Origin of the sequence: Agreia sp. Leaf244 (assembly GCF_001422695.1) — a bacterium.
Classification (GTDB): domain Bacteria; phylum Actinomycetota; class Actinomycetes; order Actinomycetales; family Microbacteriaceae; genus Agreia.
In genome coordinates this window covers 425,077-446,912 of the sequence record NZ_LMLX01000005.1, presented here as the reverse complement: position 1 = coordinate 446,912, position 21,836 = coordinate 425,077, and the positions used below count along the sequence as shown (strand labels likewise).

General features: G+C 68.8%; 18 protein-coding genes. All 18 read right to left on the bottom strand.

The window, feature by feature from the left end; genetic code table 11:
• Positions 1-134: 134 nt before the first annotated feature.
• On the bottom strand, positions 135-1,580 hold the full coding sequence (gene pyk, locus ASF06_RS16350) for a pyruvate kinase (protein WP_055928753.1): 1,446 nt from the start codon (positions 1,578-1,580) through the stop codon (positions 135-137).
• Positions 1,581-1,673: 93 nt separating this feature from the next.
• On the bottom strand, positions 1,674-3,131 hold the full coding sequence (locus tag ASF06_RS16345) for a glutamate synthase subunit beta (protein ID WP_055928757.1): 1,458 nt from the start codon (positions 3,129-3,131) through the stop codon (positions 1,674-1,676).
• The gene (gene gltB, locus ASF06_RS16340; protein ID WP_082501016.1) at positions 3,124-7,770 is read right to left on the bottom strand and encodes a glutamate synthase large subunit; all 4,647 of its coding nucleotides are present in this window, start codon (positions 7,768-7,770) and stop codon (positions 3,124-3,126) included. Before gltB ends, ASF06_RS16345 begins: the two co-directional genes overlap by 8 nt.
• 95 nt (positions 7,771-7,865) lie before the next feature.
• Positions 7,866-8,900, bottom strand: a complete 1,035-nt coding sequence (lgt, locus tag ASF06_RS16335; RefSeq protein ID WP_442853935.1) for a prolipoprotein diacylglyceryl transferase — start codon at positions 8,898-8,900, stop codon at positions 7,866-7,868.
• A gap of 112 nt (positions 8,901-9,012) precedes the next feature.
• Positions 9,013-9,816 (bottom strand): tryptophan synthase subunit alpha, encoded by an 804-nt coding sequence (gene trpA, locus ASF06_RS16330; protein WP_055949420.1) that lies wholly within the window; start codon positions 9,814-9,816, stop codon positions 9,013-9,015.
• Entirely contained in the window at positions 9,813-11,042 is a 1,230-nt protein-coding gene (trpB, locus tag ASF06_RS16325; protein WP_055928768.1) for a tryptophan synthase subunit beta, read from the bottom strand. Before trpB ends, trpA begins: the two co-directional genes overlap by 4 nt.
• The gene (gene trpC, locus ASF06_RS16320) at positions 11,039-11,818 is read right to left on the bottom strand and encodes an indole-3-glycerol phosphate synthase TrpC (protein ID WP_055949416.1); all 780 of its coding nucleotides are present in this window, start codon (positions 11,816-11,818) and stop codon (positions 11,039-11,041) included. Before trpC ends, trpB begins: the two co-directional genes overlap by 4 nt.
• A gap of 3 nt (positions 11,819-11,821) precedes the next feature.
• Entirely contained in the window at positions 11,822-12,052 is a 231-nt protein-coding gene (locus ASF06_RS16315) for a DUF6704 family protein (RefSeq protein WP_055928774.1), read from the bottom strand.
• Between the two features lie 64 nt (positions 12,053-12,116).
• Positions 12,117-12,860, bottom strand: a complete 744-nt coding sequence (locus tag ASF06_RS16310; protein WP_055949413.1) for a Trp biosynthesis-associated membrane protein — start codon at positions 12,858-12,860, stop codon at positions 12,117-12,119.
• On the bottom strand, positions 12,857-14,389 hold the full coding sequence (locus ASF06_RS16305) for an anthranilate synthase component I (RefSeq protein WP_055949410.1): 1,533 nt from the start codon (positions 14,387-14,389) through the stop codon (positions 12,857-12,859). Before ASF06_RS16305 ends, ASF06_RS16310 begins: the two co-directional genes overlap by 4 nt.
• A complete protein-coding gene (gene hisI / locus ASF06_RS16300; RefSeq protein WP_055928782.1) occupies positions 14,386-14,763 on the bottom strand; it encodes a phosphoribosyl-AMP cyclohydrolase in 378 nt (125 codons plus the stop codon). The genes ASF06_RS16305 and hisI overlap by 4 nt, the downstream gene beginning before the upstream one ends.
• On the bottom strand, positions 14,760-15,521 hold the full coding sequence (gene hisF, locus ASF06_RS16295) for an imidazole glycerol phosphate synthase subunit HisF (protein WP_055949408.1): 762 nt from the start codon (positions 15,519-15,521) through the stop codon (positions 14,760-14,762). Before hisF ends, hisI begins: the two co-directional genes overlap by 4 nt.
• Positions 15,522-15,523: 2 nt before the next feature.
• Positions 15,524-16,363: an ATP phosphoribosyltransferase gene (gene hisG / locus ASF06_RS16290; protein ID WP_055928789.1), complete on the bottom strand. Its 840-nt coding sequence runs from the start codon at positions 16,361-16,363 to the stop codon at positions 15,524-15,526.
• 82 nt (positions 16,364-16,445) lie between these two features.
• On the bottom strand, positions 16,446-16,709 hold the full coding sequence (locus tag ASF06_RS16285) for a phosphoribosyl-ATP diphosphatase (protein ID WP_044438370.1): 264 nt from the start codon (positions 16,707-16,709) through the stop codon (positions 16,446-16,448).
• A gap of 9 nt (positions 16,710-16,718) precedes the next feature.
• Positions 16,719-17,387: a ribulose-phosphate 3-epimerase gene (rpe, locus tag ASF06_RS16280; RefSeq protein WP_055949405.1), complete on the bottom strand. Its 669-nt coding sequence runs from the start codon at positions 17,385-17,387 to the stop codon at positions 16,719-16,721.
• Positions 17,388-17,430: 43 nt separating this feature from the next.
• Positions 17,431-18,873, bottom strand: a complete 1,443-nt coding sequence (locus ASF06_RS16275) for an RsmB/NOP family class I SAM-dependent RNA methyltransferase (protein ID WP_055949401.1) — start codon at positions 18,871-18,873, stop codon at positions 17,431-17,433.
• Positions 18,870-19,817 (bottom strand): methionyl-tRNA formyltransferase, encoded by a 948-nt coding sequence (fmt, locus tag ASF06_RS16270; RefSeq protein ID WP_055949398.1) that lies wholly within the window; start codon positions 19,815-19,817, stop codon positions 18,870-18,872. Before fmt ends, ASF06_RS16275 begins: the two co-directional genes overlap by 4 nt.
• Complete coding sequence (locus ASF06_RS16265) at positions 19,814-21,835, bottom strand: hypothetical protein (protein ID WP_055949395.1); 2,022 nt, start codon at positions 21,833-21,835, stop codon at positions 19,814-19,816. Before ASF06_RS16265 ends, fmt begins: the two co-directional genes overlap by 4 nt.
• Between the last annotated feature and the right edge of the window lies 1 nt (position 21,836).

Sequence of the window (21,836 nt, the reverse complement as noted above, 5' to 3'; positions counted from 1 at the left end):
GGAATGAGCGGGCGACAGAGCGGACGCCGCCCATTGTCAACGCTGCCGCCGAGGTGTACAAGCGGTTCCTGACGACGCGAAAACGCCCCCTCGCGAGTGTTGCGAGGGGGCGCTTCGAGTTCTCGAGAATGGTGCTAGTTCTCGATGACCTCGGGCTTCGACGGGTTGTGGGCCGAGCCGACGACATGGATGCGCATGTCGTTCGTCGTGCCCGACTTTCCGGGAGGGGATCCGCAGATCACCACGACCTTGTCGCCTGCTTCCGCCAACTCATTGCTGAGGAGCACCTCGTCGACCTGCACCATGAGCTGGTCGGTGTGCTTGACGCGCTCGGTGAGGTACGACTCGACACCCCAGGTGAGGGCCATGCGGTTGCGGATACCCTCTTCGGGCGTCAGTCCGATCATGGGGATCTTCGAACGGAGTCGCGACATGCGACGAACCGAGTCGCCCGATTCGGTGAAGACGACCACGAACTTCGCCTCGACGAAGTTCGCCACCTCCTCGGCCGCGAGGGTCACGGCGCCGCCCTGCGTGCGCGGCTTCGTGCCGAGCGCGGGAATGCGGTCGAGCCCGTGCACCTCGGTGGACTCGACGATGCGAGCCATGGTCTGCACCGTGATCACCGGGTACTCGCCGACACTCGTCTCACCGCTCAGCATCACGGCGTCGGCACCGTCGAGCACGGCGTTGGCGACGTCGGAGGTCTCGGCGCGGGTCGGGATCGGGCTGGAGATCATGGACTCGAGCATCTGCGTCGCGACGATGACCGGCTTGGCCATGCGGCGGGAGAGCTCGATCGCGCGCTTCTGCACGATCGGTACGGCCTCGAGGGGAAGCTCGACACCCAGGTCGCCGCGGGCCACCATGATGCTGTCGAACGCGTCGATGATCTCTTCGAGGTTGTCGACGGCCTGGGGCTTCTCGATCTTCGCGACGACGGGAACACGACGGTTCTCCTCCGCCATGATCTCGTGGACCCGCTCGACGTCTTTGGCGTCGCGAACGAACGACAGGGCGATGAGGTCGGCACCCAGCTTCAGGCCCCAACGCAGGTCGGCCTCGTCCTTCTCGGAGAGCGCCGGCACGTTGACCGCGACACCGGGGAGATTGATGCCCTTGTTGTTCGAGACGTTGCCGGCGACGATCACCTTCGTGGTCACGGTGCGGTCGTCGGACTCGATGACCTCGACCTTGACCTTGCCGTCGTCGATCAGAAGGAAGTCGCCGGGCTTCACGTCCTGGGGCAGGCCCTTGAACGTCGTTCCCGACAGCTCCTTCGTTCCGAGCACATCGTCGATGGTGATCGTGAAGATGTCACCCTCGCTGAGGTAGTACGGGCCGCCCTCGAACTTGCCGAGGCGGATCTTCGGGCCCTGCAGGTCGACCAGCACCGCGACGGCGCGACCCGAATCTGCGGCGGCCTTGCGCACGGTGGCGTAGATGCCCTCGTGCACGTCGTACGTTCCGTGGCTCAGGTTCATGCGGCAGACGTCGACACCGGCGTCGATGATCGCCCGGATGTCGTCGTAGGTGGACGTTGCCGGACCGAGTGTGGCGACGATTTTTGCGCGTCTCATCGTGTTGTGGTACTCCGTGTTCTCTGCGCCCGAGGAGGGCGCAATAGGGATCAGTGGCTGAATCGGATGAAGGATGGAACGGGAAATGACGTGCTAGATCGAGATCGAGCGGTCGGTGGGCTTGACGGGGAACGGAAGTTCCGTGGCACCTTCAAGGTACTCGTCTACGGCCGATGCCGCAGCACGTCCTTCGGCGATGGCCCAGACGATCAGCGACTGGCCGCGGCCCGCGTCGCCGGCTGCGAAGACGCCGGGAACGCTCGTCTGGTAGTCGCCGGCCCGTCCGACGGTGCCGCGATCGTCGAAACGAGCGCCCAGCTGGTTCGTGAGATCGGCGTGCTCGGCGCCCGTGAATCCCAGGGCGAGCAACACGAGATCGGCGGGGATCTCGCGCTCCGTGCCGGCCTTGGGCACGCGACGGCCGTCGATGAACTCGGTCTCGGCCACACGGATGGCCCGGACCTCGCCGGACTCGTTCGAGAGGAACTCGACCGTGGAGGCGAGGTACTGCCGCTCGCCGCCCTCCTCGTGGGCGCTCGATACCTCGAAGAGCGTCGGGAATGTCGGCCACGGCTGGTCGTCGCGTCGCTCGCTCGGCGGCTGGGCGCCGATGGCGAGGTTCGTGACCGAGCGTGCTCCCTGGCGGTGCGCCGTTCCGATGCAGTCGGCGCCCGTGTCTCCACCGCCGAGGACGACGACGTGCTTGTCCTCGGCCGTGATCTGGTCGGCGATCGTGTCGCCGGCGCCGATCCTGTTCTGCTGAACCAGGTAGTCCATCGCGAAGTGCACGCCGGAGAGGTCGCGGCCCGGGATGGGCAGGTCGCGGGGAACCGTCGCACCGGTGCAGACGATAACGGCGTCGTAGCGAGCCCGCAGATCGTCCCACGAGATGTCGACGCCGATGGTGATGCCGGCACGGAATCGCGTTCCCTCGGCCATCATCTGGTTCAGACGCAGCTCGAGCTGCTTCTTCTCCATCTTGAAGTCGGGGATGCCGTAGCGGAGCAGGCCTCCGATGCGGTCGTCGCGTTCGTAGACGGCGACGGTGTGGCCGGCGCGGGTCAGCTGCTGGGCCGCGGCCAGGCCGGCGGGGCCGGAGCCGACCACGGCGACCGTCTTGCCGCTGAGACGCTCGGGCGGGTGCGGCTGCACCCAGCCGTTCGCGAACGCCTGGTCGATGATCGACACCTCGACCTGCTTGATCGTGACCGCGGGCTGGTTGATTCCCAGCACGCAGGAGCTCTCGCAGGGCGCCGGGCAGAGCCGGCCCGTGAACTCGGGGAAGTTGTTCGTCGCGTGCAGGCGCTCGATGGCCTGGCGACCCTCGCCCCGGAACATCAGGTCGTTCCACTCGGGAATGAGATTTCCGAGCGGGCAGCCCTGGTGACAGAACGGGATGCCGCAGTCCATGCACCGGCCGGCCTGGCGACGGAGCTCCGACGGGTCTCCCTGCTCGTAGACCTCTTTCCAGTCCATGAGCCGCACCGAGACCGGTCGTCTCTTGGGCAGCTCGCGCTCCTGTACCTTCAGGAACCCCTTGGGATCAGCCACCGGTTACCTCCAAAATGCGTCCCCAGACGATGTCGCCATCGGGATCGAGTCCTTCATCGACGGCCGTCTGCCTGGTCTGCAGAACCGCGGCGTAGTCGCGGGGCAGAACCTTGACGAACTCCGTCACGGTCGTGTCGAAATCGGCGAGCATCGCCGCGGCGAGCGTCGATCCCGTCTCGAGTTCGTGGCGCGTGAGCAGATCGCGCACGATCTCCGCATCCGCGCTTCCCAGGGGAAGCAGGCTGAGCTCGCCGCTCGCCAGCGAATCGCGGTTCACGCTCTCGGTGCGCAGGCGATGAACATAGGCGGTTCCGCCCGACATTCCTGCGCCCAGGTTGCGCCCGGTCGAGCCCAAGATGAGCGCGAGGCCTCCGGTCATGTACTCGAGCGCGTGGTCGCCCACGCCCTCGACGACCGCAGTCGCACCCGAGTTGCGCACGAGGAAGCGCTCCCCCACGATTCCGCGGATGAACATGCTGCCGCGGGTCGCGCCGTAGCCGATGACGTTTCCGGCGATCACGTTGTCCTCCGCCGCAAACTGGCTCTTGCGGTCGGGGCGCACGATGATCTGGCCGCCCGAGAGGCCCTTGCCGACGTAGTCGTTGGAGTCGCCCTCCAGCCGGAGCGTGATGCCCGAGGGCAGGAACGCGCCGAACGACTGTCCGGCGGAGCCGAGCAGCGTGACTTGGATCGTTCCCTCGGGAAGCCCTGCCTCGCCGTGCTGCAGCGTGACCTGGTTGCCCAGCATCGTTCCGACTGCGCGCTCCGTGTTGCGGATCGGCAGCGTGATGGCAACGGGCTCGCCGAACTCGAGCGCGGCCTGCGCCTCCCGGATGAGCCGGTTGTCGAAGTGCTTCTCGAGCTCGTGGTCCTGCTTGCGGCGGTTCGAGCGCGGCTCGTCGTCGGTGAACTCCGGCCCGACGAGGATCGGGCTCAGGTCGAGGCCGTCGGCCTTCCAGTGCTCGATCGCGCCGTTCATGTCGATGAGCTCGTGGTGTCCGATCGCCTCTTCGAGGGAGCGGAATCCGAGCTCGGCGAGGTACTCGCGCACCTCCTGCGCCAAGAACTCGAAGAAGTTCACGACGAATTCCGGCTTGCCGGTGAACCGTGCTCGCAGCTCGGGGTTCTGCGTCGCGACGCCGACGGGGCAGGTGTCGAGGTGGCAGACGCGCATGAGGATGCAGCCCTCCACGACGAGGGGCGCCGTGGCGAAGCCGTACTCCTCTGCCCCGAGCAGGGCGCCGATGATGACGTCACGTCCGGTCTTCATCTGGCCGTCGACCTGAACCACGACGCGGTCGCGCATGCCGTTGAGCATGAGCGTCTGCTGCGTCTCTGCGAGTCCGATCTCCCAGGGGGTTCCGGCGTGCTTGAGGGAGTTCAGCGGGCTCGCGCCGGTTCCGCCGTCGTGTCCGGAGACGAGGACGACGTCGGCGAGGGCCTTCGTCACGCCGGCCGCGACCGCGCCGATGCCCGACTGGCTCACCAGCTTGACGTGCACACGGGCGAGAGGGTTGGCGCGCTTGACGTCGAAGATGAGCTGCTTGAGGTCTTCGATCGAGTAGATGTCGTGGTGCGGCGGCGGAGAGATAAGCCCGACACCCGCGGTGGCGTGGCGGGTGCGCGCGACCCAGGGGTAGACCTTGGTGGGCGGCAGCTGGCCGCCCTCGCCGGGCTTGGCGCCCTGCGCCATCTTGAGCTGGATGTCGGTGGCGTGGGTCAGGTACATGCTGGTGACGCCAAAACGACCGGATGCGACCTGCTTGATCGCGCTGCGACGGCGCGGGTCGAGCAGACGGTCGGTGTCCTCTCCGCCCTCTCCGGTGTTCGACTTCGCACCGATCGAGTTCATGGCGATGGCCAGCGTCTCGTGTGCCTCCTGCGAGATGGAGCCGTAGCTCATCGCGCCGGTCGAGAACCGCTTGACGATCGACTCGATCGGCTCGACCTCGTCGAGCGGCACCGGCGGACGGGCGCCGTTGCGCAGCTTGAACAGGCCCCGCAGGGTCATGAGGTTCTCGGCCTGCTCGTCGATCAGCCGCGTGTAGTCGCGGAAGATGTCGTAACGGCGGTTGCGCGTCGAGTGCTGCAGCCGGAAGACCGTCTCGGGGTTGAAGAGATGAGGCGGGCCCTCGCGGCGCCATTGGTACTCGCCTCCGGTGGCGAGGGGCTCGTGCGCAGAAGCGGCCTCGTCTTCGGGGTAGGCGGCGCGGTGCCGGCTGGCGCTCTCGGATGCGACGACGTCGATACCGATTCCGCCCAGCTTGGTGGTGGTGCCGGTGAAGTACTCCTTGACGAAGTCCGTTCCGAGACCGACCGCTTCGAACGCCTGGGCGCCCGCGTAGCTGGACACGGTCGAGATGCCCATCTTCGACATGATCTTGAGAACGCCCTTGCCGAGCGCCTTAATGACGTTCTTGACGGCCTTCTCGGGGGTCAGCCCGGTGAGTCTGCCGCTGCGCACGAGGTTCTCGCAGGTCTCCATGGCGAGATACGGGTTGACCGCAGACGCGCCGTAGCCGATCAGGAGGGCGACGTGGTGCACCTCGCGCACGTCGCCGGCCTCGACGATCAGGCCGACCTTCATGCGGGTCTCCTGGCGGATGAGGTGGTGGTGCACGGCCGAGAGCATGAGCAGCGACGGAACGGGAGCCAGATCTTTATTGGAGTCCCTGTCTGACAGCACGAGGAAGGCGGCGCCGTTGTCGATGGCCTCGTCGGCCTCGCGGCACATCTCGGCGATCCGCTCCTGCATGGCGAGTGGACCGTCTTCCACGCGGTACAGGCCGCGGATCGTGGTCGTGATGCGGCTGCCGGAGTGCGGATCGATGTGCTGGATCTTCGCGAGTTCGTCGTTGTCGATGACCGGGAAGTCGAGGATGACCTGGCGCGTGTGCTCTGCCGTGGCCGCGAGCAGGTTGCGCTCCGGCCCGAGGCCGAGGCGCATGGAGGTGACGACCTCTTCGCGGATCGAGTCGAGCGGCGGGTTGGTCACCTGGGCGAACTGCTGGGTGAAGTAGTCGAAGAGCAGCCGCGGCCGCTCGGAGAGCACCGCGATCGGCGTGTCGGAGCCCATGGCTCCGAGGGGCTCGGCGCCGTTCTTGGCCATCGGCATGAGGAGGATGCGGATCTCCTCCTCCGTGTAGCCGAAGGTGCGCTGGCGCCGCGTGACCGAGGCGGGCGTGTGCACGATGTGCTCACGCTCGGGGAGGTCGCGCAGGTTGATGCGGCCGGCGTCGAGCCACTCGGCGTAGGGGCCGGTTTCGGCGAGCGAGTCCTTGATCTCCTCGTCTTCGACGATGCGACCCGCAGCGGTGTCGACCAGGAACATGTTGCCGGGACGAAGGCGTCCCTTGCGCACGACCCTGGCGGGGTCGACGTCGATCACGCCGATCTCGCTGGCGAGCACCACGAGGTCGTCGTCGGTCACGAGGTAGCGTCCGGGGCGGAGGCCGTTGCGGTCGAGGGTGGCCCCGACCAGGTCGCCGTCGGTGAAGACGAGCGCGGCAGGTCCGTCCCACGGCTCCATCAGCATGGAGTGGTACTCGTAGAACGCGCGGTGCTTCTCATCGAAGTCCGCTTGGTTCTCCCAGGCCTCCGGCACCATCATCATGATCGCGTGCGGCAGCGAACGTCCGGCCAGGGTCAGCAGCTCCACGACCTCGTCGAATGAGGCGGAGTCGCTGGCGCCGGGCGTGACGATCGGCAGCAGCGGGGTCAGGTCTCCCATGACCTCGGATTCGAGCTGCGATTGGCGCGCACGCATCCAGTTGCGGTTGCCCTGCACGGTGTTGATCTCGCCGTTGTGCGCCATCATGCGCAGCGGCTGGGCCAGCGGCCACGACGGGAACGTGTTGGTGGAGTAGCGCGAGTGCACGAGGGCGAGCTTCGAGGCGAACCGCTCGTCGGAGAGGTCGGGGTAGAACGGCTCGAGCTGGAGCGTCGTGACCATGCCCTTGTAGGTGAGAGTGCGCGACGAGAGCGACATGAAGTACACCTCGAGCTCGCGCTCGGCGCGCTTGCGCAGGCGGTAGGTCAGCCTGTCGAGCGCCAGGCCGGCCAGCGGGGCGCCATCGGCGTCGTGGGACGTGCTGGTGACGAAGAGCTGCCAGATCGCGGGCATGGCCGCCCGGGCGAGTCGTCCGAGCTCGTCGGGACGGATGGGGACCTCGCGCCAGCCCAGGATGCGCAGCCCCTCGACCTCGGCGATCTCGGCGATGCGGGCCACGATCGTCTCGCGGTTCGACGGGTCGGTGGGCAGGAAGGCATTGCCGACGGCGTAGTGCCCGACAGGGGGCAGATCGGCAGGGCCGACCGCGCGGAGGAACTCGTCGGGGATCTGCGTGAGGATGCCGGCGCCGTCACCCGTTCCGGCGTCGGAGCCGATCGCGCCACGGTGCTCGAGGTTGCGAAGCGCGCCCAGTGCCGTGTCGATGATGTCGTGCCCTGCGGTTCCACGCAGGGTGGCGACCATGGCGAGGCCGCACGCGTCCTTTTCCGCCGCGGGGTCGTACAACCCCTGGGCGGCGGGGAGGGTGCTGAAGCGGGTGTGCGATGGATGCTCGGACCGTGGCTGCTGGGACAAGGAAGTGCCGTCCTCTACGTGATTACTGAAGGATCTGGGACGCCGCTGGCCCATGGAGGGAGGATGCCGGGATGCCCTGTCGGGTCGTGACGGCGATCGTGATGGTCGAGAAGCTGAGTAGGCGAGTTACGCGACTGTGGTTGTCAGTTCTAGGACTTCGCACCGAGAGCGCTTGTGGCGCCTGGTTCGAGGGATTCGTTCTCGGGAGTTCCGGTGGCCCCATCGCCCCTGAGCTCGTCGTCCGAGTAAGTATCGCTCGATTCTACCCCAGCCCCCGCTGGCACCCACTCTGCGCCGGGCCGGTAAGGGCCGGGCTCCGCACCGGGATGCTCGCGATTCTGAATGAGGATGATGATGAGGCCGACGAGGATGGCGGCCCACGCGCCCCAGACGTTGGTGCGCACGCCGAAGAAGATCTCGCTCGGGTCGACGCGCATCGTCTCGAAGACGGAGCGGCCGACGCCGTACCAGATGAGGTAGACCCCGAAGACCTTGCCCCACTGCAGGTGGAGCTTGCGCTCGAGCAGCAGGATCACGGCCACACCGGCCAGGTTCCAGATGATCTCGTAGAGGAAGGTGGGGTGGAAGAGAGTTCCGTCGGCGAGGCCCACGGGGAAGGCCTGGTTCGAGGACTCGATCTCGAGACCCCAGGGCAGGTCGGTGGGCGTGCCGAAGAGCTCATGGTTGAAGTAGTTGCCGAAGCGGCCAGCCGCCTGGGCGAGCAGCATTCCCGGCGCGAGGGCGTCGGCGAAGGTCCAGAAGCGGATGCCGCTCAGGCGGCAGCCGATGTACGCGCCGACCGCGCCGCCGATGAGCGAGCCGAAGATGGCGATGCCGCCCTCCCAGACCGCGAAGACCTTCCACCACTCGATTCCCTCGCCGAAGTAGTCGCCGGGGTGTGTGAGCACGTGGTAGATACGGGCCCCGATGATGCCGAACGGGATCGCCCACAGGATGATGTCGAGCACGACGCCCGGTTCGGCGCCTCGGGCGGTGAGCCGACGCGACGTGAGGATGGTGGCGAGCACTATGCCGGCGAGAATGCAGAGCGCGTACGCGCGGATCTCGAGAGTGTCGGCGTACTGCGGAAGACCGAGGCTGTGCAGCCAACCGGTGAAGCCGCTGATGTCGATACTGAATCCCTGCCACGACGGGCTCGGGATGCTGGTGGGGGCGAAGACCAACGGTTTCGACCTTTCATCGTGTTGTGCTCATGCGGGCGCCTGTTCGCTCGCCGAAGCGGAACGGACAGACGAGGAGGGACTGATGCTTATTGTAGGACTGCCGGGCAGACGCTCAGCGCGCGGTGCCGGATGCGAGCCGGGCGGCCAGGCGTGCGACTCCAGCGACCCCGTCGTCTGCGAGGGCGCGCACGAGGGCCGATCCGACGATGGCTCCGTCGGCGTAGCCGAGGATCTCGGCGATCTGCTCCGGGGTCGACACGCCGATTCCCACGCAGGCGCTGATGGATCCGACGGAGCGCAGGCGACCGACGAGCGTCTCCGCGGCCGCACCGAGTTCGGCGCGCGCGCCGGTCGTGCCCATCGTCGAGACGGTGTAGACGAATCCTCTGCTGTTCTCGACGGCGAGCCGGAGCCGCTCATCGGTCGAGGTGGGCGCGGCGAGGAAGACCCTGTCGAGTCCGGTTCGATCGCTCTCGGCGAGCCAGTCCGCTCCGGAGTCGACCGTGAGGTCGGGCGTGATCAGGCCCGCTCCCCCGGCTGAGACGAGGTCGTCGGCGAATCGGCCGACTCCGTACTGCACGACGGGGTTCCAGTAGGTCATGAGGAGCACGGGCGCGTCGACCCGTGCCCTGATTCTCTCGACGGCCGTGAACGCGTCACGCAGCCGGAAGCCGCCGTCGAGGGAGGCCTGGGTCGCCTTCTGGATGACCGGACCGTCCATCACCGGGTCGGAGTAAGGGATGCCGAGCTCGAGAACGTCGACGCCGTTCTCGACCAGGGCGACCGCCGCGTCGACGCTCTCGTCGAGCGTCGGGAATCCGACCGGCAGGTAGCCGATGAGGGCGCCGGCGCGGTTCTGCCTGGTGGCCTCGATGGCGGATGCGACGGGAGACTCGACGACGCGCGCGCCGGTCATGCGCCGGCCCCCGCATCCAGAACGCCGAAATAGGCGCCCGCGGTCTCGACGTCTTTGTCTCCTCGACCCGACAGGTTCACGAGGATGGTCGCCTTCTCGCCGAGCGTGCGGCCGAGCTCGATGGCCCCGGCGAGGGCGTGCGCCGACTCGATGGCCGGAATGATGCCCTCGGTCTGGCAGAGCAGCCTGAACGCCTGCATGGCGGCCGCATCGGTGACCGGCGTGTAGGTGGCGCGGCCGATCGACGCGAGCCACGCGTGCTCGGGCCCGACGCCCGGGTAGTCGAGGCCGGCCGAGATAGAGTGGGAGTCGACGGTCTGGCCGTCTTCGTCTTGGAGCATGATGCTGCGCGATCCGTGCAGCACGCCGGGACGGCCCATGGTGATGCTGGCCGCGTGGCGCAGCGTGTCGACGCCGTCGCCGCCGGCCTCGAATCCGTGCAGGGCCACATCGGGGTCGTCGAGGAAGGCGTGGAAGATGCCGATCGCGTTGGATCCGCCGCCCACGCAGGCGACCACGGCATCAGGCAGCGCCCCGGTCAGGTCGATGACCTGCTGGCGCGCCTCTTCTCCGATGACCTTGACGAAGTCGCGCACCATCACGGGGAACGGGTGGGGGCCGGCGACCGTGCCCAGCAGGTAGTGCGTGTTCTCGACGTTCGCGACCCAGTCCCTGAACGCCTCGTTGAGCGCGTCTTTCAAGGTGCGCGTGCCCGTGGTCACGGGAATGACCGTGGCGCCGAGGAGACGCATGCGGGCGACGTTGAGGGCTTGGCGCTCCGTGTCGACCTCGCCCATGTAGACGACGCACTCCATGCCGAAGAGGGCGGCGGCGGTCGCGGTGGCGACGCCGTGCTGGCCCGCTCCGGTCTCGGCGATGAGGCGGGTCTTCCCGATGCGCTTGGCGATGAGGGCCTGGCCGAGCACGTTGCAGATCTTGTGCGATCCGGTGTGGTTCAGGTCTTCGCGCTTCAGCAGGATGCGTGCGCCGCCCGCGTGCTCGGCGAAGCGGGGCACCTCGGTGATGATCGAGGGCCGCCCCGTGTAGGTGCGGTGCAGTTCTGCCAGCTCGCGGTGGAACTCGGGGTCTGCCTTCGCGACGTCGTAGGCTGCGGAGAGTTCGTCGAGGGCGGCGATCAGGGACTCCGGCATGAACCGGCCCCCGAACTCGCCGAAGAACGGACCCTGCTCGTCGCGCAGGTGGGTGGGGGTCGCTTCGATCGTCATGGTGTCACGCTCAGGAATTCTGTGAGGGTCTCGCGCGGGCTTCCGTGGGTGACGAGGGCTTCGCCGACGAGCACGACGTCTGCTCCGGCTCGGCGGTAGTGGGTCACATCGGAGGCGGTCTTGACGGCGGATTCCGCGATGCGAACCGTGCCGTCGGGAATGCTGCCCGCGAGTCGCCCGAAGAGATCCGGGTCGAGCTCGAAGGTGCTGAGGTTGCGTGCGTTGACGCCGATCACGCGGGAACCAAGATCGATCGCCTTGCTGACCTCGTCGGCGGAGTGCGTCTCGACGAGCGCGGTCATACCGAGCTCGGTGATGAGCGCGTGCAGTCGGACGAGGGTCGCCTGGTCGAGCGCGGCGACGATGAGCAGCACCAGGTCGGCGCCCGCGGCACGGGCCTCGAACACCTGGTACTCGAGGCCGATGAAGTCTTTGCGCAGCACGGGGATCGAGATGGCCGCGCGCACGGCACGCAGGTCGTCGAGCGACCCGCCGAAGCGACGGCCCTCGGTGAGCACGCTGACGGCACTGGCCCCGCCGGCCTCGTACTCGCGGGCGAGCGCCTGCGGGTCGACGATGTCTGCGAGGGCGCCCTTCGACGGGCTCGATCGCTTGATCTCGGCGATCACCTTGACGCGATCGGCGGGAGCGAGGAACGAGAGCGCATCGAGGGGCGCGGGGGCGGCCAGAGCGGCGGCCTCGACCGACGCCAGACTCAGTGTCTGCTGTCTGGTCGCGGCGTCCTCGACTGCCCCGGCGAGGAGCTGGTCGAGCACCCTCTAGTGTCCTTTGCCTGCGTACCGCGGGCTGTACGCGCCGTAGCCGGCGACGGAGAGGACCTTGCCGAGGATCGCGCCCACGACGAGGAGCCCTGCCGAGGCCCAGACGAGCCACTGCACGTCGAAGAAGAACGCTACGGTGCCGATGCTGAAAGCGATCAGCATCACGATCACGGCCGTCCAGGCTGCAGGCGAGTGGCCGTGACCCGGTTCTTCAGAAACGTTGCTCATGGAACTCCTCTTGTTCGAAGGTCAATAGTAGTCGAAAACGGATGAGCGCTCTTCAGCGCCGGACCTATGCGGTGGGGTCGGTGCCCCGGCTCAGGCTGTCCCAGTTGTCGACCGAAGTCGCCTTGCGGCGAACGGCCGCGTCGTCGGGGCTCTCCGTCGCGTCGGGCGCGGACGACCGGTCGGAATCGGCGGACTCGTCGTCTCCGCCGAGCTCGAGCAGTTCGTCGGCGCCGAGCACTCGGCCGTCCTCCGACGCGAAGCGCACGGCCTGGTAACGGCGGCCGGATGCGGGCCAGCGGGTCGTCGTGGTGGCCACGGCGATGCCGAGAACGGCCAGCAGTGCGCCGAGCAGGATGGCGACCACAGGCCAGGCGGTGACGGCCTCGCTGCGCGCGATCGCCTTGATCGACTCGGTTCCTGCGACACCGGTGGCCGCCGTGACGACCGGAGCCCCCGCCGACACCGGGTCGACGAGCGGACCGGTTCCCGAGAGCACGATGCTCGCCCCGAGCAGAACCTGCAGCACCCCGAGCACGATGCGGATCACCGGACCCGCGATCGCCAGCGCGGCGGCGCTGGCGAGGCCGGCCAGGCCGAGCGCGGCCAGGGCCGGCGCCGCGGTGGCACCGGGCACGTCGAGCGTGCGGCCGGATGCCCCGTCTCCCGTCACCGTCAGGGTGCCCCACGACTGCGACCACGCCAGGAACACGAGGGCGCTCACGACGAGGACCCCGAGGATCATCAGACCCTTCAGGCGGGCCGAGCCCGGTCTCGAGGCCGGACCCGCAGCATCCGTGTCTCTCGTCATACGATGCGCCTCATGGCGTTCGCGATCGCGACCGCCCGGAGCGGAGCTGCCGCCTTGTTCTGCGACTCGAGGAACTCCGAGTCGGGATCGGAGTCGGCGACGAGTCCGCCGCCGGCCTGCACGTGTGCGACGCCCGACTCGATCGTGGCGGTGCGGATCGCGATGGCCAGGTCTGCGTCGCCGGCGAAGCCGAAGTAGCCCACCACTCCCCCGTAGACGCCGCGCTGGGCGGGTTCGAGCTCGTCGATGATCTGCAGGGCCCGGGGCTTGGGAGCGCCCGAGAGGGTGCCTGCGGGGAACGTGGCGCTGAACACGTCGATGGCCGTGACGCCCGGCCTGATGGCCCCTTCGACCGACGAGACGATGTGCATGATGTGGCTGAACCGTTCGATGCGCATGAACTCGGTGACCTCGACCGTGCCGGGCACGCAGACCTTGAGCAGGTCGTTGCGGGCCAGGTCGACGAGCATCAGGTGCTCGGACTTCTCCTTCTCGTCGCCGAGGAGCTCGTGCTCCAGCTCGACGTCGCTCTCGACGGTTGTGCCGCGCGGACGCGATCCCGCGATCGGGTGGGTGAACGCCCGGCCGTTCTCGACCTTGACGAGTGCCTCAGGGCTCGACCCGACGATCGTGTACGGCGTGCCGTCGGGTCGTTCGAGTGCGAGCAGATAGAGGTACGGACTCGGGTTCAGTGTGCGGAGCACACGGTAGACGTCGATGGGCTCCGCCGTGCACTCGAGGTCGAAGCGCTGCGAGATGACGACCTGGAAGACGTCGCCGTCGCGAATGTGCACCTTGGCGCGCTCGATCGCGTCGAGGAAGTCGTGTCGTTCTGTGCGGGCCAGGGGCAGGCCGGCCGTGTCGAAGTCGGCCTCGTCGAGGCGGGCCTCGCTGGGTTCCGCCAACTCGGCCTGCATCGCGTCGAGACGCTCCTGCGAGTCGCGCCACTGGGCATCCGCATCGCCCTGGGCGTCGGAGAGCACCGTGGCGATGAGCTGCACGGTGCCCGTGAGGTGGTCGATCACGATCAGGTCGCGCACGAAACCCATGGCCTGGCTCGGAACCGCGTAGTCGGCGGGCGGAGCGTCGGGCAGGTGCTCGATCTGGCGGATGGTCTCCCAGCCGATGAAACCGACGAGCCCGCCCGTGAGCGGCGGATGGCCGGGGATGACCGGCGTCTGCCACGTGTGGAACAGCTCGGACAACGCAGCCAGCGGCTGCTGCGGCAGGCCGTCGGGGAACGCCTGGGCCTCCGGCAGCCCGAGATCGACCCAGGCAGCCTTCTCGGCCTCGCTCGTGAGCACGCCGTAGCTCGAGACGCCGATGAACGAGAATCGCGACCACACGCCGCCCTGTCCGGCGGACTCGAGCAGGAACGACCCTGCGCGGCCTCTGGCCACCTTGCGGTAGACGCCGACCGGTGTCTCGCCGTCGGCGAAGAGCGTCCGGAGAACGGGCAGCACGCGATGCGTGTGGAGGCGCGAATCGAATTCGGCCCTCGTCGTCGACGCGACGCGTCCCCCGATCATGCCGGGGCCTCTGAGAAGCCGAGCACCGGGTCGAGCGGATCGACGTCGAAGCATGCGTGGGCGCCGGTGTGGCAGGCGGCACCGATCTGCTCGACCTGCACGAGCAGCGTGTCGTCGTCGCAGTCGAGAGCGGCCCCGCGCACGTACTGCGCGTGACCCGAGGTGTCTCCCTTGCGCCAGAACTCCTGGCGCGAGCGCGACCAGAAGGTGACACGGCCCTCGGTGAGGGTGCGACGCAGTGCTTCGGCGTTCATGTAGCCCAGCATAAGAACATCCTTGGTGTCCCACTGCTGGATGATCGCGGGAAGGAGGCCGTCGGCCGCGAAGTGTGCCCGCGCGAGCACGGCCTCGACGTCGTCTGGTGTCTGGCTCATCGGATCAGCGCCCCGTCCTGTCTCAGCGTTTCTTTGACCTGGCCGATGGTCAGTTCACGATTGTGGAACACGGATGCGGCGAGCACAGCGTCGGCGCCGGCGCGGACCGCCTCGGGAAAGTGCTCCAGCCGGCCGGCGCCGCCGGACGCGATCACGGGGACTCGGCTGATCGAGCGCATCAGCCCGATGAGCTCGAGGTCGAATCCGTCTTTCGTGCCGTCGGCGTCGATCGAGTTCACGAGCAGCTCGCCGGCACCACGCCTGATCGCCTCCGCGGCCCAGTCGAGGGCATCGAGGCCGGATTCGCGACGGCCGCCGTGCGTGGTCACGACGAAGCCCGAGGGCACCGAATCGCTGCGCTTGATGTCGAGCGAGAGCACGATGACCTGGGCCCCGAACCTGTCGGCGATCTCGTCGATCAGCTCGGGCCTCGCGATCGCCGCGCTGTTCACGCCGATCTTGTCTGCACCGGAGGCGAGGAGGCGCGCGACGTCCTCGCTCGAGCGCACTCCCCCGCCCACGGTGAGGGGGATGAAGACCTGCTCCGCCGTCTTGCGCACGACGTCGTAGGTGGTCGACCTGTCGTCGACCGTGGCGGTCACGTCGAGGAAGGTGAGCTCGTCGGCGCCCTGCTCGGCATAGATGCGAGCGAGCTCGACGGGGTCGCCCGCATCTCGCAGGTTCTCGAACTTCACGCCCTTGACGACGCGGCCGGCGGCCACGTCGAGGCAGGGGATGACACGAACGGCGACGGGCATGGTCAGATCCGTGCTGCGTGGATCGGGCTGACCAGGATGGCGCGGGCACCGACGTCGTACAGGGCGTCCATCACCTGGTTCGTGTCTGCCAGCGGAACCATCGAGCGCACGGCGACCCACTCGGGGTCGCGCAGCGGCGAGATGGTGGGCGACTCGAGGCCGGGCGTGATGGCGGCCGCGGCGTCGAGCTTCACCAGCGGAACGTCGTAGTCCATCAGCACGTACTGCCGGGCCACGAGCACGCCCTGCAGGCGACGCAGCAGCGTGTCCGCCCCGGGCTTGTCGACGCCGGACGAGATGACGACCGCCGACGATTCGAGGATGACCGGGCCGAAGATCGTGAGCCCGGCCTTCTTGAGCGTGGAACCCGTCGAGACGACATCGGCGACGGCGTCGGCGACCCCGAGCCTCACGGCCGATTCCACGGCGCCGTCGAGGCGCACAAGAGTGGCGGAGACGGAGTGGCCGGCGAGGAACGCCTTCACGAGACCCGGATAGCTGGTGGCGACCCGCCGGCCCTCGAGGTCTGACACCGCGGCGAAGTCGCCATCCGGACCAGCGAAGCGGAACGTCGACTCGCCGAACTGCAGCGACGCGATCTCGCGGGCGGGAGACTCGGAGTCGAGGAGCAGGTCGCGCCCGGTGATGCCGATGTCGAGTGCGCCGCTGCCGACGTAGGTGGCGATGTCGCGCGGACGGAGGTAGAAGAACTCCACCCCGTTGCGTTCGTCGACGAGGTGCAGCTCACGGCTGTCGCGTCGGGTCTGGTACCCCGACTCGGCGAGCATCTGCACGGCGGTTTCGGACAGGGAGCCCTTGTTGGGCACCGCGATCTTGAGCATAAGAGTCTTTCGAGTTTTCGACGGGCGAGCCTGGGCTCGCCTGTCTGGACAGCTATGGGTGCGAAACGAGTGGGAGTCGGACTCAGAGATGTCGGTACACGTCGGCGGGGGTGAGTCCCTTGGCGATCAGGAGCACCTGGAGGTGGTACAGCAGCTGGGAGATCTCGGCGGCCATCTCGTCGTCGGATTCGTACTCCGCGGCCATCCAGACCTCTGCGGCCTCTTCGACGATCTTCTTGCCGATGAAATGCACGCCGGCGTCGAGTTCGCGCACGGTGCCGGAGCCGTCTGGGCGCTCGAGCGCCTTGGCGCTCAGCTCGGAGAACAGCTCATCGAAAGTCTTCACCTGAGCAGTTTAGGCGACGTGGGTGTGCTCGAGCGCCTTCTGGCGGAGCAGCCCCACCTGCTTGCCCGCGTCGTCGGCGCCGAACACGCTCGACCCGGCGACGAAGGTGTCTGCACCCGCGCGCGCGGCGACCTCGATGGTCTGCAGGTTGATTCCCCCGTCGACCTGGAGCCAGACGTCGAGGCCCGAGCGCGAGGCGACCTCGCGCGCGGCGACCAGCTTGCCCATGGTCTCGGGCATGAACGACTGACCGCCGAAGCCGGGCTCGACCGTCATGACCAGTAGCTGGTCGAACTCGTCGAGCACCTCGAGGTAGGGCTCGACCGGGGTTCCGGGCTTGATGGCGAGGCCCGCGCGGGCGCCGATCTGCCGCAGGCGGCGGGCCAGCGCGACGGGTTCGTCGGTGGCCTCGGCGTGGAACGTGACGGAGAAGACGCCGAGCTCGGCGAACGTGGGCGCCCAGCGGTCGACGTCGGTGATCATGAGGTGCATGTCGAGCGGCAGCTCGGTGACCTGGAGCAGCCGCTCCACGACGGGGATGCCGAACGTGAGGTTCGGCACGAAGTGGTTGTCCATCACGTCGACGTGCACCGCATCGGCCGAGGAGATGCGCTCGAGCTCTCTCGCGAGGTGGGCGAAGTCGGCGGCGAGGATGCTGGGATTGATACGCACGGGCATGGTGATCAGCCTATCCAGTGGGATGCGGGCGCCAGGCTGCGGCTCACCGGTGCTCGTCGGCCTTGCGGAAGAGAGCGATGAACATCGCATCCGTGGCATCGATATGGGGCCAGAGCTGCACCTGGGACGGCTCGATCGCGTGGTGCTGGCCCTGCTCGTCGTGCTCGTCGCCCTCGTCGCTCGAGATCCGCTCCACCACCGACCGGGTGTCGAGCGCCGAGATGCGGTCTCCCCAGCGCGACAGGGCGCCGGCCACCTGGCCGCGGGTCTCGGCCACGTGGGGTGAGCACGTGACGTAGGCCAGGATGCCGCCGGGGCGCAGCGCCTCGATGGCGGAGTCGATGAGTCGCTCCTGCAGCTGCACGAGGTCGGCCACGTCACGCGGGCTCTTGCGCCAGCGGGCCTCGGGTCGACGCCGCAGCGCGCCGAGGCCGGTGCACGGCGCGTCGACCAGGATGCGATCGAACGACCCCGGCTGCGCGTCGCCGATCGTCGTTCCGTCGAGCTGCCAGACCTCGGGCGGGTCGGGAACCGCCTCGAGCGCGTTGCGCACCAGCTGGGCGCGGGCGGGCACGGGCTCGTTCGCCGTGAGTACGGCGCCTCCCAGACGGGCCTCCGCGGCGAGCAGGGCCGACTTTCCTCCCGGACCGGCGCAGAGATCGAGCCACTTCTCGCCCGGGGCGATGGTCGCGGCGCGGCTGAGGGCGAGGGCGGCGATCTGCGACCCCTCGTCTTGCACGCGAACGGTTCCGGCCTTGACCTCGTCGATGTCGCTCGGATCTCCCCCGGTGGCCGAGAAGCCCACGGGCGAGCGACGGGTGGGGCGGCCCGCGATGGTGAGCTGGGAGCGATCCGCGAGCCCGGGAAGCGCCACCAGACCCAGCCGCGGAGGAACGTTGTCGGCCTCGAGCAGATCGCGCAGCTCGTCGTCGAGTGCGTCGGGCGAGACGCCGGCTGCGGCCAGGGAGCGGCGGAACGCGCGGATGATCCACGTCGGATGCGAGTACTCGGCGGCGAGGCGGGAATCGGCGTCTTTCGCCTCGGCGATCACTCGGTCGCGCCATTCGTCGGGTTCGCTGCGCGTGATGGTGCGCAGCACCCCGTTGACGAATCCGGTCGCGGAGCGCGAACTCACGAGGCGAGCGAGCTCGACCGACTCGTTGACAGCCGCGTGGGTGGCCACGCGCATGCCGAGCAGCTGGTGCGCTGCCAACTCGAGCACGTCGAGCACGACCGGATCGATCTTCTCGACCGGGCGCGCGGCCGCCAGGGAGATGACCCTGTCGTAGTACCCGCGCATCCGGAGGGTGCCGTAGGTGAGTTCGGTGGCCAGGGCGGCGTCGTTGGTCTGCAGCCGGGCGCGCGCGATCTTGGTGGGGAGCAGGAGGTTCGCGTACGCGTCGTCTTCGCGCACGGCGGTGATCACCTCGAGGGCGATCCGGCGCGCGGGCTGCACGATCTGCGAGGAGGCGGGGCGAGCGTTCATGGGGTGTCGAATCTGTCGGATGCGAGTGGGTCGGCGCTGTGGGGTCGGTCTGTGGCGAGACCCCGCCACCAGTCGGCGGCCCGCATGGGCTTCTTGCCGGCGGGCTGCACCTGCAGCAGTTCGAGCGGCGATGTCGCCGTGCCGATCAGCACGCGGGAGCCGTCGCCGGAGAGTTCGCCCGGGCGCAGCGGGGCCGAGTCGTAGGTGGGCGCAGCCTCGAGGATCTTGACCCGCAGACCGTCGACGATCGTGAAGGCGCCCGGTTCGGGGGTGGTGGCCCGGATGCGACGGAACACGGTGTCGAGATCGGCCGTGAAGTCGATGCGGGCGTGCTCGAGGGTGATCTTCGGCGCCAGAGTCGCCTCGCCCTGCTGCTCGACGGACCGGGCCGTGCCGGCCGCCAGGGCGTCGACGACCTTCAGCGTGAGCTCGGCGCCGTCGTGCGACAGGGCCTCGAGGAGATGCCCCGACGTCTCATGAGCGCCGATGGGTCGGGCGATGCTGTCGAAGATCGGGCCGGCGTCGAGCGCCGGCACCAGCTGGAAGACGGTTGCGCCCCCGTCGGCGTCGCCGCCCATGATCGACCACTGCACGGGCGCGGCGCCGCGCCACCGCGGAAGGAGCGAGAAGTGCAGGTTGATCCAGCCGAGGCGCGGCGTCTCGAGAAGCGGACTGCGCACGAGTCCTCCGTAGGCCACGATCACACCGAGGTCGGGCTGCAGCTCTGCGAGCTGCGACGTGACCTCGTCGTCGAGCCTGTTCGCCCGGATGGTGCGGATGCCGAGCTCCTTAGCACGCACGGCGACGGGCGACGGGGTCAGAACGCGCTTGCGGCCCTGCGGGGAATCCTCGCGCGTGACGGCGGCGGCGACCTCGTGGTGCCGGGCGAGCAGGTCGAGAGTGGGGAGGGCGACGGCAGGGGTGCCGGCGAAGACGAGTTTCATTCCAGGATCTCCGTGTCGTCGAATCGAACCCTCAAGACAGGCGGGGGCCTGAAGCTGGTCTTGGTGCCCGTGGCCTTGCTGGTCTGGCGCTTGGTGCGGCCCGTCGAATTGCGGATGATCGACGAGCGCAGGCTGCGCGCGACCTCTGCGCCGAGCGCATAGTCGAACCTGATCGTGGCCCGGACGAGCCCGTCGCCCGCATCGACGGGGCCGAGCACATCAATTGTCGCCGATTCATGACCGTCGACCGAATCGGGCAGTACCGAGATGGCCTGCTCGACGGTCTCCGCCCGGCCGGTGACGGTGGCGAGCCGCACCATGGGCGGGAAGCGGAGCGCCCGTCTGTCGGGCAGCTCCGCGGCGCTGAACCGATGCTGGCTCCAGGTGACGAGTGCGCGCGCGAGCGCTCCGCCGACGCCGACGATGATCGCCGGTGCTCGCGGCGCGGCCAGGGCGATGGCGTTCGACCACCAGCGCAGGCAGTCTTCTGCGACCGTCAGGGACTCGCGGGCCAGCATGCGCTCGCCGTCGAGCAGCAGGATGGCACGGTATCCGCCGGCCGCCACGGGTTCTGCTCCCCGGGTGGCGATGACGAGCGCGGGCTTCGCATCGACGGTGAGGTGCGGTCTCTCGCCGTCTGAGACGATCACCCGGGTGCCGGGGAAGGCTCGGCCGAGCTCTTCGGCCGTACGGGCCGTTCCTGCCGTGACAAGCCTGATTCGTGTGGACTCGCAGTGCCGGCAGTGCCAGTCGGCCGCGATCGCTCCGCACAGGTCGCAGGCGGGCGTCTGTCGGGCGCCGCCGATTCGTAGAGCCCCCTCGCAGACCCTGCACCGGGCCGGCGTGCGACAGTCCTGGCAGGCCAGCACGGGCGCGTAGCCGGGGCGGGCCACCTGAACGAGCACGGGACCGTCTTCGAGCGCACGCCGGGCCGTGTTCCATGCCGCCGAGGGTATGCGCGCGTGGGCCGCGGCCTCCGCTCCGGGCTGGTCGGCCGTGGGAACCACGTGGGGAAGAACGGACGGGTCGGGCGCGACGGGCGTCACGTATGCCAGCTCGACCAGGCGCTCGAGCCAGGTGCTGCGCGAGTGCGACGCGAAGAGGAGCGCGCAGCCGGACTGCTCCTGCCGGATGAGCGCGACGTCGCGCGTCGACACGTACGGGCTGAGAGGCTCTGTGTGCAGCGGGTCGGCGTCGTCCCAGATCGCGATCAGGCCGAGCCGGCTCGCCGGCGCGTAGACGACCGAGCGGTTGCCCACGATCACCCGGGGAGCGTCTTCGAGACAGCGCAGGAACGCCCGGTACCTGTCGGCGTTGGGTTGGCGGGCGTCGAGCTGGGAGATCAGGTCGAGCGGCACGAGTGCGGAGAGCGCCTGAACGACCTGCTGCTGGTCGCGATAGTCGGGCAGGGCGACGATGGCGGTGCGGCCGGATGCGAGGGTGCGCGCGGCCGCCTCGGCGAGCGTCACGGCCCAGCGCCCGACCCAGACGCCGGGCGACACCTCGTGCACGGCGGGGATCGCGGCCACGGCCAGGCGCCGGCCGGCGTCGATCGCCGAATCGATCACGCGATCGCCGTATCCGGTCACCGAGGGGTTCGCGCTGTACAGGCTCGGCTGCGCGCCGGACTGCTGCTCGAGCTGCCAGGCCTTCTCGACGCGCACCTGCCGTGGAGGCACGGCGAGGCGCACGACGTCGCTCGCGCTGCCGGCGGCGCGCTCCGACACGCGCCGCGCGAGGTTCCAGACCTCCGGCGTGAGCACGGGAACGGTCGACGTGATCTCGTCGAGCTCGCTGAGGGTTCCGGAGAACTCGACCGCCTCTGTGGTCTCGACGATGTAGCCGCGGGCGATGCGACCCGCCGAGCGCAGGGGCACCTTCACCCGAACGCCGGGCTTCGCCTGCTCGCGGAGCGCGGCGGGCACCGCGTAGTCGAACAGCCTGTCGAGCTGGGGAAGCGGCGATTCGAGCATCACCCGGGCGATGAGCTGCTGCTCGTGCCCGGCCTGCGCTGTCATC

Coding starts and splice junctions, on each gene's coding strand:
- ASF06_RS16275 (WP_055949401.1), bottom strand. CDS start 18,873: ATGAACGCTCGCCCCGCCTCCTCGCAGATCGTGCAGCCCGCGCGCCGG.
- trpB (WP_055928768.1), bottom strand. CDS start 11,042: ATGACGATCGAAGCGACCCCCACCCACCTGCGCGACGAGCAGGGTCCG.
- hisF (WP_055949408.1), bottom strand. CDS start 15,521: ATGCCCGTCGCCGTTCGTGTCATCCCCTGCCTCGACGTGGCCGCCGGC.
- trpA (WP_055949420.1), bottom strand. CDS start 9,816: ATGACCGGCGCGCGCGTCGTCGAGTCTCCCGTCGCATCCGCCATCGAG.
- ASF06_RS16305 (WP_055949410.1), bottom strand. CDS start 14,389: ATGATCGGGGGACGCGTCGCGTCGACGACGAGGGCCGAATTCGATTCG.
- gltB (WP_082501016.1), bottom strand. CDS start 7,770: ATGGGCCAGCGGCGTCCCAGATCCTTCAGTAATCACGTAGAGGACGGC.
- fmt (WP_055949398.1), bottom strand. CDS start 19,817: ATGAAACTCGTCTTCGCCGGCACCCCTGCCGTCGCCCTCCCCACTCTC.
- ASF06_RS16315 (WP_055928774.1), bottom strand. CDS start 12,052: ATGAGCAACGTTTCTGAAGAACCGGGTCACGGCCACTCGCCTGCAGCC.
- hisI (WP_055928782.1), bottom strand. CDS start 14,763: ATGAGCCAGACACCAGACGACGTCGAGGCCGTGCTCGCGCGGGCACAC.
- ASF06_RS16310 (WP_055949413.1), bottom strand. CDS start 12,860: ATGACGAGAGACACGGATGCTGCGGGTCCGGCCTCGAGACCGGGCTCG.
- ASF06_RS16265 (WP_055949395.1), bottom strand. CDS start 21,835: ATGACAGCGCAGGCCGGGCACGAGCAGCAGCTCATCGCCCGGGTGATG.
- hisG (WP_055928789.1), bottom strand. CDS start 16,363: ATGCTCAAGATCGCGGTGCCCAACAAGGGCTCCCTGTCCGAAACCGCC.
- pyk (WP_055928753.1), bottom strand. CDS start 1,580: ATGAGACGCGCAAAAATCGTCGCCACACTCGGTCCGGCAACGTCCACC.
- rpe (WP_055949405.1), bottom strand. CDS start 17,387: ATGCCCGTGCGTATCAATCCCAGCATCCTCGCCGCCGACTTCGCCCAC.